The sequence below is a fragment of the Eubacterium sp. AB3007 genome (genome assembly GCF_000688015.1).
In the GTDB taxonomy this organism is placed as follows: Bacteria; Bacillota; Clostridia; order Peptostreptococcales; family Anaerovoracaceae; genus Aminicella.
Genome location: NZ_JIAD01000001.1, coordinates 657,772 through 671,151, shown reverse-complemented (window position 1 = coordinate 671,151; position 13,380 = coordinate 657,772). Strand labels below are relative to the sequence as shown.

Annotated in this window: 12 protein-coding genes; 6 read left to right on the top strand and 6 right to left on the bottom strand. The window is 54.2% G+C overall.

The window, feature by feature from the left end; genetic code table 11:
* Positions 1-10: 10 nt before the first annotated feature.
* From panF to P156_RS0103370, 3 genes are read right to left on the bottom strand one after another with little or no spacing between them, the layout of a single operon-like run.
* Positions 11-1,555, bottom strand: a complete 1,545-nt coding sequence (panF, locus tag P156_RS0103380; RefSeq protein WP_027868931.1) for a sodium/pantothenate symporter — start codon at positions 1,553-1,555, stop codon at positions 11-13.
* Positions 1,555-1,818, bottom strand: coding sequence for a YhdT family protein (locus P156_RS0103375; RefSeq protein WP_027868930.1), 264 nt, complete (start codon positions 1,816-1,818; stop codon positions 1,555-1,557). Before P156_RS0103375 ends, panF begins: the two co-directional genes overlap by 1 nt.
* 19 nt (positions 1,819-1,837) lie before the next feature.
* Complete coding sequence (locus P156_RS0103370; RefSeq protein WP_242838692.1) at positions 1,838-2,824, bottom strand: P1 family peptidase; 987 nt, start codon at positions 2,822-2,824, stop codon at positions 1,838-1,840.
* 191 nt (positions 2,825-3,015) lie between these two features.
* Here P156_RS0103370 and P156_RS0103365 point away from each other — a divergent pair, with 191 nt between their 5' ends.
* From P156_RS0103365 to P156_RS13095, 5 genes are all read left to right on the top strand, one after another.
* The gene (locus tag P156_RS0103365) at positions 3,016-3,438 is read left to right on the top strand and encodes a hypothetical protein (RefSeq protein WP_027868928.1); all 423 of its coding nucleotides are present in this window, start codon (positions 3,016-3,018) and stop codon (positions 3,436-3,438) included.
* Positions 3,439-3,527: 89 nt separating this feature from the next.
* Positions 3,528-4,166, top strand: a complete 639-nt coding sequence (locus tag P156_RS11380) for a CoA pyrophosphatase (RefSeq protein ID WP_051600572.1) — start codon at positions 3,528-3,530, stop codon at positions 4,164-4,166.
* Positions 4,167-4,170: 4 nt separating this feature from the next.
* A complete protein-coding gene (locus P156_RS0103355) occupies positions 4,171-6,030 on the top strand; it encodes a YgiQ family radical SAM protein (protein WP_027868927.1) in 1,860 nt (619 codons plus the stop codon).
* Positions 6,027-7,319: a site-specific DNA-methyltransferase gene (locus P156_RS12665; RefSeq protein ID WP_051600570.1), complete on the top strand. Its 1,293-nt coding sequence runs from the start codon at positions 6,027-6,029 to the stop codon at positions 7,317-7,319. Before P156_RS0103355 ends, P156_RS12665 begins: the two co-directional genes overlap by 4 nt.
* A 5-nt stretch (positions 7,320-7,324) precedes the next feature.
* Positions 7,325-8,362 carry a DUF6198 family protein gene (locus P156_RS13095; protein ID WP_081818426.1) on the top strand — a complete coding sequence of 346 codons (1,038 nt, stop codon included), beginning with the start codon at positions 7,325-7,327 and terminating at the stop codon, positions 8,360-8,362.
* Between the two features lie 146 nt (positions 8,363-8,508).
* On the opposite strand, the gene trpS is transcribed toward P156_RS13095, so the two are convergent.
* Complete coding sequence (trpS, locus tag P156_RS0103340) at positions 8,509-9,516, bottom strand: tryptophan--tRNA ligase (RefSeq protein WP_027868926.1); 1,008 nt, start codon at positions 9,514-9,516, stop codon at positions 8,509-8,511.
* A gap of 146 nt (positions 9,517-9,662) precedes the next feature.
* Here trpS and P156_RS0103335 point away from each other — a divergent pair, with 146 nt between their 5' ends.
* Positions 9,663-10,343, top strand: a complete 681-nt coding sequence (locus tag P156_RS0103335; RefSeq protein ID WP_242838690.1) for a peroxiredoxin — start codon at positions 9,663-9,665, stop codon at positions 10,341-10,343.
* A 28-nt stretch (positions 10,344-10,371) separates the two neighbouring features.
* On the opposite strand, the gene P156_RS0103330 is transcribed toward P156_RS0103335, so the two are convergent.
* Positions 10,372-11,838, bottom strand: coding sequence for a TrkH family potassium uptake protein (locus P156_RS0103330; RefSeq protein WP_027868924.1), 1,467 nt, complete (start codon positions 11,836-11,838; stop codon positions 10,372-10,374).
* A 43-nt stretch (positions 11,839-11,881) separates the two neighbouring features.
* Positions 11,882-13,366: a TrkH family potassium uptake protein gene (locus tag P156_RS0103325; RefSeq protein WP_027868923.1), complete on the bottom strand. Its 1,485-nt coding sequence runs from the start codon at positions 13,364-13,366 to the stop codon at positions 11,882-11,884.
* Positions 13,367-13,380 lie beyond the last annotated feature (14 nt).

Below are 13,380 nucleotides of genomic sequence, written 5' to 3'. Positions count from 1 at the left end.
TTTCTATTCCTTAGAAACAGTTCTTCAGTACGTCCGGATCCGGATCCTTCTTGTTCAGCATGCCAACGGCAAAGTAGGCGATCCCGCCCACCGCTAGTCCCAGAACGATCTCATGGATCCCGAAGGGGGCGATCTTGTTCAGATTGAAGAACACGAAGGTGGCGACACCGCAGAGGATGGAAGCGATGCAGCAGGCAGCGTTTCCGCGTTTCCAGTACAGTCCGCCAATCAGTGGCCAGAAGAAGGTGGCTTCCAGTCCGCCCATGGCGAAGAGGTTGATCCACACCAGGACTGAGGGTGGATTCATGGCCAGGAGGAAGACGATCAGGCCGAGCGCGATGGTCAGGGCGAAGCTTCCGTACTTCATCTTCTTCTCTGTGCTTTCCGCGATTTCCATATCCTCGTTGACATCGGCTCTCACGGCATCCACCACGTTCTTCTTGGCGATGAATGTCACATAAAGGTTCTTCAGCAATGTGGCAGAGGCCAGGATCAACAGGGAATCCACGGTGGACATGACGGCGGCCAGAGGCGCAGCCAGGAACAGGCCCGCTGCCCATGGTGGCATGTATTTGTTGACAACATAGGGGATGACGGAGTCTGTGTTCGCCAGCTGTTCTTCTCCGACCAGGGGAAGTGCCAGCGTACCGGCGAAGTGCATGCCGATCATGAGGATGCCGACGACGACTGTCCCCCAGAGCATGGCTTTGTGTAGGGATTCTGTATCTTTGAAGCCCATGCTTCTGACGGCGGTCTGTGGAAGTCCCAGCACACCCACTCCAACCAGCACCCAGAAGGAGATCAGGTAACCCGGGCGAAGTGCCGGAATCTCAGTACCGTATTCGCCCTTGCCCATCAGATCCCATCCGGGGTTATTGGCGTTGTTGAAGTCAATGATGTTCTCCATACCACCGCCTGCGCGGATCACAAAGAACAGCAGCAGGAAGGTTCCGCAGGCCATGATGAAGCCCTGGATCGTATCGGTGATAACCACAGCCTTGAAACCGCCGATGGAGGTATAGATGATGACGATGGCAGAGAACAGGATCAGCGCACTGATGTAGGAGAGTCCGGTGACGGACTGGATCAGCGTAGCGCCACCCTTGAACTGCGCGATCATCTGGGTGATGAAGAACACCACCAGCATCAGGCTGCATAGGATGGTGACAGCGGGGGACTTGTATCTCGCGTTCAGGTAGTCGGAGATGGTCACCGCCTTGATGCGGCGGGATATGATTCCCAGCTTCTTGCCGATGACGCCCAGAGTCAGGAAAGCAGTCCCGATCTGGATGGCGGCCACCCAGGACTGGGTGAGGCCCCAGCTTGCGGCCAGTCCCGGACCTCCAAGAAAGGAGCTGGCACTGGTGTAGGTGGCGATCAATGTCATGGCCAGAACTATGCCTCCCATGCCACGGCTGCCCATGAAGTAATTCTGCAGGAAACCGCTGTCAGCGTTCTGCTTGGCGGACTGATGACTCATCCAGACACCGATGATGGCGTTTGCGGCCATGTAGATGATCAGGATAGCCAGGATCGTGATCTGATTGCTGTTCATCAGCGGGTCTCCTTTCTGTCTTCTTCATCCTCCAGGCTGAAGTTCATGAATACTCGTTTCAGCAGGAAGAGGACGCCGATCGTAGCGATGACGAACACACCAGGGGTGCTGAGGATCCACCAGAGAGGCAGACCCAAGACAAGGATTCCTGAGCCGGACAGCAGATAGGCGGTCCCTACATGCCACAGAAAACAGATCACAAACAGAAAAACCGTTGCCTTTGCTTCCTTACGGATCTGTTGATTCTTTTCTTCTCTTGTCAATTCTTAACTCCTTTCTCAATTACATTCCAAGATTCTCACTGTAAGTACAGGCGGCAGGCAGCCCGTAAGCAGGCACTGCTGTGCGAGCGGCATCCCGGATGGCTTCCGTTACACATTCGGTGGCCAGTCCTGCTGCCGTGTCGAAGTTCAGATCCTGCTCTCCTGTGGTCATGACGAAGACAGTATCGCCGTCGGCGGAGGTGTGGACAGGTTTAATGGCGCGGGCATAGCCGTCATGGGCGATGGAAGCCAGTTTGGTACACTGTGCCTTGGTAAGCTTGCAGTTGGTGATGATGCAGGTGATGGTGGTGTTACCCTTGAAGCCGCCGCCTATTCCTGCCAGATCGGTGAGCATGGTCTCGGCGGTGGAGCACAAAGCCTGGCCGCCCTCTGTGGTCATCCCGGCTAGCAGGCTGTCATCCGCACCGATGATATCTCCCAGCGCGTTCACGGCGGATATCGCACCGACCTGAAGATCACCGATCTGAAGCGCGTACTGGCCCTGTCCGGTTTTCATAGAGGTGGCGGGGCCTTTGTATTTCCCGACGGAAGCACCGGTGCCAGCGCCGTGATTACCGGTTTGGAAATGTCCGGCAAAGGCGTTTTCGGCGGCCAGACGTCCCATTGCTTTGTCAGGGTAGACGCCTTGTTCTCCGAGGTGGATATCGAACAGAGACGCGCCGCAAACGATGGGGACGATGCCATAGCCGGTGTCGAAGCCTATCTTATGTTCGGCCAGGTAGTCCATCACACCACAGCCCGCCTCCAGGCCAAAGGCACTGCCGCCGGACAGGCAGACCGCGTGGATCTTCTGGACCATGTTCTCCGGCTTCAGGAGATCTGTCTCCCGGGTAGCGGGAGCACCGCCGCGAACATCAACCCCTGCGGTTGCGCCATCTTCACAGAGGATCGCGGTGACACCAGTGGCCCCTTCTGTGCTTTCCGCTGTTCCCAGCCGGAAACCACGAATCTCTTGGATGGAGATACGTTCTATGCGTTTGTTCATTGTGGTACTCCTTCTGTCATCATACGGTTAACAAATGAATTATAGCATTCTGTTTTCTGTTGGACAAGAGATTTCCGTAGAAGAGTACTACGAAAAAATATTTTGAGGGAAAAGGATAAAATGATTGAACGAAAAGTCCCGTTAGTGTATAATAATATCAACAATTATTGATAATTAGGGAGGCAGTGACTATGGTAAAATTACTGATTGGACATAAAGGAGCAGGAAAGACCAAGCAGATGATCGCGCTTGCGAATGATCAGGTGGAGCACAGTGACGGAAGCATCATCTTCATCAACAAGAACGCGAGACTCATGTACGATTTGAAGTATCGGATCAGAGTGGTCTGCATGGAGGATTTTGAGCACGTGACGAATAGCGATGAGTACATCGGCTTCCTTTATGGAATCATCAGTTCAGATCATGATATCGAGACGATCTATATCGACAGTATCCTGAAGCACGCTGACTTCTCATTGGGAGATCTGCCCGAGTTCCTGGGAAGACTGCACAACATCTCCAAGAACTATGGCATGGATTTTGTTGTCAGCTTGTCTGCAGACAAGGAAGAGATGATCGGCGTAGACTTCTCTGACTACGAGGTCCTCAACTGACAGTACTAACGGAATGATCAGGGTTGCTGTGTATGCGTGGTTTTACCGGTCATACACAGCAGCCTGTTGTTTTTTTGCAGGAGTTTACTATGTTTACACTGGAAGAAGTCCGACGCACCTATGCGGATCACGAGCCCGGTGCCATCGGCAGATACCGCTATTATAGCGTTTTGGTCCCCTTCGTAGAAAAGGACGGACAACTCCATCTCATGTACGAAGTGCGCGCCTACGATCTCGCGGCCGATCCGGGGGAAATCTGTTTCCCCGGAGGACATATGGAGCGAGGGGAGACCTCGGCTGAAACGGCACTGCGGGAATGCGAGGAAGAGACAGGGATACCTGCAAGCCGGATCGAACTCATCGGACAGGGGAACACCCTGTATGGCTATGCGAATTACTCTCTCTATACCCATATCGGCGTCATTCAATTCGAGGATTATCAGAAGAGTAATCCCCAGGAGAGTGAGGTGGCCGAATTGTTTCTGGTGCCGCTGTCTGAGATCATGGCGGCGGATCACAAGCACTACGAGGAGAAGGTGGTGGCCCAACTGGCAGAGGATTTTCCCTACGAACACGTGGGTATAGATGAGAACTACAAGTGGCGGTACGGCCGATGGATCATTCCGGTGTTCGATGCGGGCGGCAAGGTGATCTGGGGGCTGACCGCCAGGATCACAGAGGATGTACTGGGAACTATGATGCAGTACAGAGACCGGCACGGGGAGTAACCGCATGTTTTTACCGATTTCAAAACAAGATATGAAAGAGCGGGGATGGGCGCAGGTGGATTTTGTCTTGGTGACAGGGGATGCCTATGTGGATCACCATTCCTTTGGAACCGCCATCCTCAGCCGTCTGTTGGAACGGTTTGGTTATCGGGTGGCGATCCTGGCGCAGCCTTCGTATACCTCGCCAGAAGACTTTTGCAGGTTTGGCCGGCCCCGGCTGGGATTCCTCATCAACGGCGGCGTCGTCGATTCCATGGTGAACAACTATTCGGTCTTCAAACACCGCCGCAAGGTAGACGAGTACTCCCCCGGCGGCAAGGCAGGCAGACGCCCGAATCGGGCTGTGATCGTTTATGCCAATCGTGCCAGAGAAGCTTATAAGGGGGTCCCGATCATCATCGGCGGTCTGGAGGCCAGCCTGCGCCGCATGGGGCACTATGATTACTGGGATGACAAGGTCAGGCGTTCCATCCTGTTGGACGCCCGGGCGGATCTTCTCATTTATGGTATGGGGGAGCGTGCCTTGCTCCAGGTGGCAGAGGCGCTAGACAGCGGGATCGAGGTGAAGGACATCACGTGGATCCCGGGAACATGCTACCATGCTCCGGCGTATGACCTGGATGACCGGACTCGCGTGCTCCCATCCTTCGAAGAGATCAGTCTCTCCAGAGAAGCCTACGCCCGTAGTTTTGCTATGCAGTTTCGGGAGAATGATCCAATCAACGGTCTTCGGCTGGTGGAGCCCTACGGTACACAAAGCTTTGTGATCCAGAACCCTCCGCAGCCACCGCTGGAGCGGCAGGAACTGGACGATCTATATGCGCTTCCTTTCGAGAACGAGGTGCATCCGGTATACGAAAAGCAAGGGGGGATCCCGGCCTTTCGTGAGGTGAAATTCAGCATCGTCAGCAACCGGGGGTGTTTCGGTGACTGCAGCTTCTGCGCGTTGACCTACCACCAGGGGCGTCAGGTCCGAAGCCGCAGCAAGGAGAGCATCGTGGAGGAGGCAGTGAAACTCACGGGGAAACCAGATTTCAAGGGCTATATCCACGATGTGGGCGGGCCTACTGCCAACTTCCGCCATCCCGCTTGCCAGCAGCAACTGAAGCATGGAGTCTGCAAACATAAGCAGTGTCTGTGGCCGAAACCCTGCCGGAACATGCAGATCGACCACAGTGACTACATGGATGTTCTTCGGGCGGTCCGCCATGTGCCGGGAGTGAAGAAGGTGTTTATTCGCTCTGGCATTCGTTATGACTATCTTATGGCGGACAAGGATCATCGTTTTCTGAAAGAACTATGTGCGCACCATGTCAGCGGCACGCTGAAGGTGGCGCCGGAGCACGCATCCGATCGTGTCCTGGATTACATGGGGAAACCCGGTATCGACGTGTTCAATCGGTTCGCAGAGGCGTACAGGAAGGAGAATGAGCGGCTGGGAAAGAAGCAGTATCTGATTCCTTATCTGATCAGTTCCCACCCCGGTAGCACGTTGGAGGATGCGGTGGAGTTGGCGCTATTTTTGAAGGAATATGGCTTTGTGCCGGATCAGGTGCAGGATTTCTATCCTACGCCGGGCACGCTGGCCACTGCCATGTATCACACTGGGCTTGATCCAAGGACAATGGAGCCTGTGTATGTGGCGAAGGATCTGAAAGAGAAGCAGTATCAGCGGGCACTGATCCACTATCATAAACCGGAGAACCACCGCCTGGTACAGGAGGCGCTGACGGCAGTGGGACGGGAGGACCTGATACCGGTGCTGCTGGGAGGACACCACACGGGGCATGGGAAAGATCGGCACAGACAGAAGTTGGAATCCCGGAAACACAGAGGGCAGAATCGCCGGAGAAAGAGACCATGAGCATCATCAATCAACTACCACATATCCTGGAGGAAGCAAGGGGACGGAATCAGCACATCCCGCCAGGGGTGTTTCACCTGACTGAGGTGTGGGGACCAGAAGAGAATCCGGCACATCGCGTTTTCCGTGGGGACAATCTTAGCCTGATGAAGTCCATGAGTGAGGACAGGGAGACAGCCGGAAGGGTACAGATGATCTACATCGACCCACCGTTTTTTACACGGTCTGACTACGATGCGGTGGTAGAGGCAGGGGGGTATAGGATGCGCCATCCAGCCTATCGGGATACCTGGACGACGGGTCTGTCGGAATATCTGACCAGACTGGCACAGGGACTGCTTCTGATGCGGGATATGCTGACCCCGGACGGTCTGCTGTGGATCCACCTGGACTGGCATGCTTCTCACTATGCCAGAGTGCTGATGGATGAGATATTTGGGGCAGAGAATTTTGTGAACGAGATCATCTGGGAATACAAGTCTGGCGGGAGCACGCGCAGACGATTTGCCAGGAAGCATGACAATCTGATGGTTTACAGCAAGGGAAAAACCTACAAGTTTCACCCATTGAAGGAGAAGTCCTATAACCGGGGGCTGAAGCCCTATCGCTTCAAAGGTGTGGAGGAATTCTGCGATGAGGTGGGCTGGTATACGATGGTCAACATGAAGGATGTCTGGCAGTTGGATATGGTTGGACGTACGTCCTCCGAAAGGACAGGCTATGCCACTCAGAAGCCGGAGAAACTGCTTGCGAGGATCCTGCAGTGTTGCACAGATCCGGGGGATCTGGTGGCGGATCTCTTCTGCGGCAGCGGTACGCTGGGGGCGGTAGCAGCAAGGCAGGGACGCAGGTCACTGCAATGCGATACACAGAGACTGGCGGTGGAGATATCGCGGGCACGCATCCAGGCGGAAGAGGGAAGTGTGCAGGTATATGATGACGGAAAGCGAGAGGAAGCACCCCCGTCTTTCCATGCGAGTTTCCAGGTAAACGAAGAGCTCGGACTGCGGGAGATCGTCCTGGTGGAAGTAGGGGGTATTCGGGCACCGGAGGGACTTGACCTCAAGTCTGCCGAGAAGATGGCAAGGGCGGTCGCGGAGGATCCGCTTGTGATGATCACGGAATGGAGTGTGGACCCGAACTACGATGGGAAAGTGTTCCGGCCGGTCTATGTGATGCGGCAGGGGAAGGAAGGTTTGCCTCTTCGTTGTCGATTGACTGCCGCTTCCGGACACACCGTGATCAAAGTGGTAGATGTCATGGGGCGCGCAGAGTATTTTGGGGTGTAGAGGATATGAAAGAACATCTGGTAAGACGGTATATCACGTTTCTTGCAGGCCTGTTCTTTGTGTCCCTGGGAATCGCGATGACTACCAGGTCTGCGCTGGGCACCTCTCCGATCTCGGCCATTCCGTATACACTTTCGTTGATCCTTCCCGGGCTGACCATGGGAAATTGGACGATCCTGTTCAATTATCTTCTGGTGGTGGGCCAGCTCCTCATCCTCAGACGATCGATTCACAAGATAGAGATCATTCTACAATTGGGACTGACGTTGGTGTTCGGGTACTGTGTGGATTTCTGTCTATGGATCCTGACGAAAGGGCTGCCGGTGTTGCCGGAGACGTATTCGTCACAGATCGCAATGTTGTTGGCAGGTTGCGTCGTGCTGGCTTTTGGGGTGTACCTGGAGGTGCTGGGAGATGTGGTCATGCTCCCCGGCGATGCTTTTGTGGCAGCGGTTGCCAGAGTGACCGGCCGCGAGTTTGGCTCCATCCGTATGGCTACGGACATCAGTTTCACCCTTATTGCAGGGGTGCTTTCCTGGGTATTTCTGGACGGTCTGGTGGGCGTCCGGGAGGGGACGGTCATCGCTGCGATTCTGGTGGGAAACATCGTGAAGGTATACAGGCGATGGTGCACACCGGAAAATATATGGGAGCATCGGGATGCCTTGATCGCTGTGCTGGCAGTGGTGGTTTTCTATGGGATCCTCTTCTCTCTGCACATCACCTGTCCCATCAAGGCGGTGACAGGGATCTCTTGCCCAGGCTGTGGCATGACCAGAGCGTGGCTGTCCCTTCTGCATCTGGATCCCGCGGCGGCATGGCAGTTCCATCCACTGTTCCTGTTGCCGGCTTTGTGGCTCGGTGCGTTTCTGATGCGAGGTCGCTATCCTGTGGTCTACAAAGCCTGTACAGCGGTGGCCATTATGTTGCTGTTGGTAGTTTATGTGGTCAGGATGATGGATCCGGCTGACCAGATCGTGGTATTTGCGCCATGGGAGGGGGGATTTCTGCGGGCCGTTCGGGCGGTCTGGGGCAGCCTGTAGTTCTTTGGACACAAGGGGAGTATGTTCGTGGTGGCCATTTCAGCGATACGTAGTGGCCACTTCACCTCTGCAAGCGATGAATCACAGTTCCGCACGCAAAGAAAAAGAGACCCAATCATTGGATCTCTATAAATTGCCGGATAGAACTACATTCCCAGGCCCAGGCCGAAGGTGTCCTTTACTCGCTTCATCACCACCTCGGCGATGGCGCCTGCGCGTTCAGCGCCGTCCTTCAGATCCCGAATCAGCTGCTCAGAGTGGCGAATCTCCTCGTAGCGCGCCTGGATGGGGGCCAGAGATTCCTGGACAACGCCTACCAGATCCTTCTTGAAGTCACCGTAACCCTTGCCGCGGTAACTGGTCTCGATATCCGCCATGGACTCACCGGAGAGGACACTGTAGATGGTCATCAGGTTGCTGACTCCTGGCTTGTTTTCCACATCGAACCGGATCTCGCCATCGGAGTCTGTGGTGGCTTTCATGATGGATTTCTTGATCTTGTTCGGCTGATCTAGCAGAGAGATGGTGCTGTGGATGTTGGTGGCCGACTTGCTCATCTTCTGGGTGGGGTCATCCAGCGCCATGATCCTGGCGCCGGCTTTCATGAACCGGCCTTCCGGTACCACAAAGGTCTCTTTGATGGTGTTGTTCACGCGAGTTGCGATGTCCCTGCAGAGTTCGATATGCTGCTTCTGGTCATTACCGACAGGGACGATGTCTGTGTCATACAGAAGGATGTCCGCTGCCATCAGCACCGGATAGCAGAACAGACCGGTGGGGGAGGATTCCTTCCCGTGGCTCTTGGACTTGAACTGGGTCATTCTGGACAGCTCACCGGTGTAAGAGTTGCAGGTAAGGATCCAGTTCAGCTCTGCGTGACCAGGCACGTCCGACTGGACGAAGATGATGGATTTCCTGGGGTCGATCCCGACCGCCATGTAGAGAGAAGCCAGATCCAGAACGTGCTCCCGCAGAGCCTTGGGATCCTGGGGGACGGTGATGGCGTGCATGTCCACGATACAGTAGATGCACTCGTGATCCTCCTGCAGTTCGACGAACTGGCGGATAGCACCCAGATAGTTGCCCAGATGCAGATTGCCGGAGGGCTGGACTCCGGAGAATACTCTTGGTTTAGTCTTGTTTGTCTTGATCATATATATACCTGTTCCTTGTTCTAAAGTTTACGGAAAACAGTATACACCAGATGGGGCAAAATAGCAAGGGACGGCGGTTGCGCAAAGCCTGATTTTCTGCTACACTTTAGAAAACAAAATTGAGCGCAGAAAGGCGGTATATAACAATGTCAGATAATACGATGATCGTAAACGATAGCCCTCGCATGCCGATGATCGGCGATCCGGCACCGGCCTTCCGGGCTATGACCACCATGGGAAAGGTCAACTTTCCGGAAGATTATAAAGGCAGCTGGGTGGTGCTGTTCTCTCATCCGGCGGATTTCACTCCGGTGTGTACTACAGAGTTCATCGAGTTCACCCGCATGACAGAGGAGTTCGCTGCGGTCAATACAAAGCTCATAGGCCTGTCAATCGATTCTCTCCATTCCCATCTTGCCTGGGCCAAGAGCATCGAGGGAATCGACTGGGACGGAAAGGGCAAGGTGAAACTCACATTCCCTATCATCGCTGACATCAGCATGGAGGTTGCCAGGAAGTATGGAATGTTGCAGACTGTGGCCAAGACACAGACTGTTCGGGCCGTGTTCGTGATCGATCCGGAGGGGATCATCCGTGGAATCCTCTACTACCCAATGTCAACAGGGAGAAATATTCCGGAGATCTTAAGAATGGTGAAGTCCCTGCAGTTCCATGATGAGAACGATGTATCCACGCCAGTGAACTGGCAGCCTGGGACTCCTGCTGTGATGGGAGCGCCGCTGACACTTGCGGAAGCGGAAGCTCGTATGGATGGTAGTGACGCGTCTCTGGTACCGGTAGACTGGTACCTGACCCTAAAGAAGTAAACCCCTGTCAAAAGAGCGAGGTATCTTTCTACCTCGCTTTTTCTATGTTCCAGTAACTCCGTGTGAACATCAATACTACGGTGTACATTTCCAGACGTCCGGCCAGCATCAGGACACACAGGACAAGCTTGCCAGGGTCAGAGATGATGGCGAAATTGTGATTGGTGAGTTGGCCAAAAGCAGTGCCGTTGGTGGTGAAACAGGCTGCTACAACGGAGCAGGTGGTTTCCATATCCAGATTCTCCAGCCCCATAATAAGGAACCCAGACACCAGAATGGCGAAGTACAAGAGAAGGAACATGGCCATGGAGGAGGCCAGTGCCGCCGATACCGGCTTTCCCTGCAGCATGATGGGCTTGATTGCCTGGGGATGGATCCGTTTATAAACTCCGCGGATGATTAGTTTCAGGAATACGATGAGACGGATCATCTTCAGTCCACCGCTGGTGGAGAAACCACATCCGCCCACGAGCATCAGGATCAGCAGAAGGATCTTGGCGAAGGTGGGCCACTTGCTGAGATCTACGATGGTGAACCCTGTGGTGGTCGCAAAGGCGATGGCCTGGACCAGGCTGTCCCCGACGCAATGGAAGACATCTGTATAGTTTCCTGCTGTGAACAAGGCCGAAGCGATGAGCATGGCCGTAACACCGACAAAGAAATAGTAATTCCTGGTCTCGTAGTGATTGACTGCAGCATGGAATTTGCGGTGGTAGAACAGGTAGAACACCATGAAACTGCTTCCTCCCAGGAGGGAGAACAGGGTCACGATCAGTTTCACATAAGGAGTGACATGAAAGTTTGTCTGGGCGGCCGTCATATCGATCATCCCGGAGGTGCTGATGGAGGAGAGGGCGTTGATCAGTGAGTGATACACCCCGATTCCACTGGGCAGGAGCAGGAGAAAGGCCACTACGGTCAGCACCACATACACCCGGTAGGAGATCCTGGCAGTGTCCCCGAACCGCGCGGTGAGCTTGTCGATCTCCGGTCCGGGCATTTCGGCCGCCGCCATCTTCTGTCCGCCGATCCCCAACCGGGGGAATATGGAGATCGTCAGAAGGATGATCCCCATCCCACCAAGCCATCCAGTGATGACCTTCCAGAGGACCAGTGACTTTGGCATAGCTTCCAGTCCTAGACATGTGCATCCGGTGGTCGTCCATCCTGCGCAGGACTCAAAGAAACAGGCGATGAAGGAATAGTTCTCGGAAGCAAGCAGATAAGGCATGGCTCCGACCAGGATTACAAAAAGCCAGCTGAGAAGCACGATCAGATAGCCTTCCCTGGTCTGTAGGGACTTGTTCGTCTTGGGCAGGACGCGGCGCATGGTCTCACCGAAACTGATGCATACCACCATGGTACAGAAAAAAGAAGTGGCCGAAGTCAGTTCCCTGTAGTAGCATGCAAAAAGAAAGGGAATGATCATGGCGATCCCCTCGAATAGAAGGATGACAGATACGACTTTGAATATCAGTCTTCTGTTAAAATGCATAGCCTTTCCTTTCTCTTATGCACAAAGCATATCGGCTGATCGGTCATGCTTTGTCTGGATTCCAGTAATGCTTGGAAAAGAGCATGATCACAGTGAATAGTTCCAATCTGCCGGCGATCATCAGCACGGAAAACACCATCTTGGAAAACCAACTGAAGGCGCTGAAGTTCATGCCATGTCCGGACAGTCCGAAAAACAGGCCGTTGTTGTTGATACAGGACAGTGTGGCTGAGAATGTCGTCATGATATCGAAGTTGTCGATGGAGATCAACAGACTTCCCACGAACACCGTCAGAATATACAGAAACATATGGTTGGTGATGTTGGTGGCCGTCTCCTGAGAAAGCTCGGCTTTGTTCAGCGTCAGAACGGATACCCGGTTGGGATGGACCTTCAGCAGGAGACCTCGCCGAATGAACTTGACAGACACAATGATCCTGTGCAGCTTGGGGCCGCCTCCCAGAGAAGCGGAGCATGCACCTGTCATCATCAGTGCCAGAAGGATCATCCTGGAAAAGGTGGGCCAGTTGTTGAAGTTTGTGAGGTACTGCCCTGTGGTGGACAGGATGGATGTCACCTGGAAGGCAGCATCCATGACCGCCTGGGCGATGCCATGGTGGTGCAGCCTGAGATAGTCTCCCTGTATGGTCAGGTCGGCCGCGACCAGACCGGTGGCCAGAAGGATAACTGCAAAATACACCCGCAGTTCCGTGCTGCGGAAGGTCTGCCGCAGGCCTCTGCGGAAGATGGAGCGAAGTACGTTGATGTTGGCCCCTGTGATCACCATAGCGATGATGACGATAAAGTGTAGGATAGGATCCTGAAAATGTGCCAGCCCGTTGTTATAGGAGGAAAATCCTCCGGTACCGGCCAGGCTCAAGGCGTGAATAAACGCATCGTAGACACTCATTCCCCGAAACAGAAACAACAGGACCAGGACTACTGTCAGGGTGATATACACGGAGAACAGGTAGTAGAAGGGGGCTTTGTTTTTTACTCCGCCTGTCTGATAACTGATGACGGGAGTCTCGCGGCGGGAGATCTTCTGATCGCCGTAGCCGGTAAAGTCCCTCAGAAACGCGGTAAACAGGATGATGCCGGAACCTCCCATGAACACTGTGCAAGAGCGCCACATCAGCACGGATCTGGGGGTGGACTCCACGTCGTTGATCAGGGTAGCACCGGTGGTTGTGAACCCGGAGCATGACTCAAAGAACGCATCCAGTACATTTGGGATCGCGCCGGAGACGAACAGAGGTATGCTGCCAACGACAGAAGCCAGCACCCAGCACAGGGTGATGATGAGAAATCCGTCACGGGTCTTCAGTCTGCGTTTATTCGGGGATACTCTGGAGCGAAGCCAGAGACCTGCGAGTAAACAGACCAACATCGTGCAGAAGAAACTGACGCCGGGTCGTATTTCGTTATAATAGATGGAAACAGCCACAGAGGGGAGCATGTAGATCGCGGTGGCGATCAGCACAGTGCCCAACATCCCTGCAGCGTGATCCTTGTTGAATACCGACATGAGGTCCTCCTGAT

Coding starts and splice junctions, on each gene's coding strand:
- panF (WP_027868931.1), bottom strand. CDS start 1,555: ATGAACAGCAATCAGATCACGATCCTGGCTATCCTGATCATCTACATG.
- P156_RS0103370 (WP_242838692.1), bottom strand. CDS start 2,824: ATGAACAAACGCATAGAACGTATCTCCATCCAAGAGATTCGTGGTTTC.
- P156_RS0103365 (WP_027868928.1), top strand. CDS start 3,016: ATGGTAAAATTACTGATTGGACATAAAGGAGCAGGAAAGACCAAGCAG.
- P156_RS11380 (WP_051600572.1), top strand. CDS start 3,528: ATGTTTACACTGGAAGAAGTCCGACGCACCTATGCGGATCACGAGCCC.
- P156_RS0103355 (WP_027868927.1), top strand. CDS start 4,171: ATGTTTTTACCGATTTCAAAACAAGATATGAAAGAGCGGGGATGGGCG.
- P156_RS12665 (WP_051600570.1), top strand. CDS start 6,027: ATGAGCATCATCAATCAACTACCACATATCCTGGAGGAAGCAAGGGGA.
- P156_RS13095 (WP_081818426.1), top strand. CDS start 7,325: ATGAAAGAACATCTGGTAAGACGGTATATCACGTTTCTTGCAGGCCTG.
- trpS (WP_027868926.1), bottom strand. CDS start 9,516: ATGATCAAGACAAACAAGACTAAACCAAGAGTATTCTCCGGAGTCCAG.
- P156_RS0103335 (WP_242838690.1), top strand. CDS start 9,663: ATGTCAGATAATACGATGATCGTAAACGATAGCCCTCGCATGCCGATG.
- P156_RS0103330 (WP_027868924.1), bottom strand. CDS start 11,838: ATGCATTTTAACAGAAGACTGATATTCAAAGTCGTATCTGTCATCCTT.
- P156_RS0103325 (WP_027868923.1), bottom strand. CDS start 13,366: ATGTCGGTATTCAACAAGGATCACGCTGCAGGGATGTTGGGCACTGTG.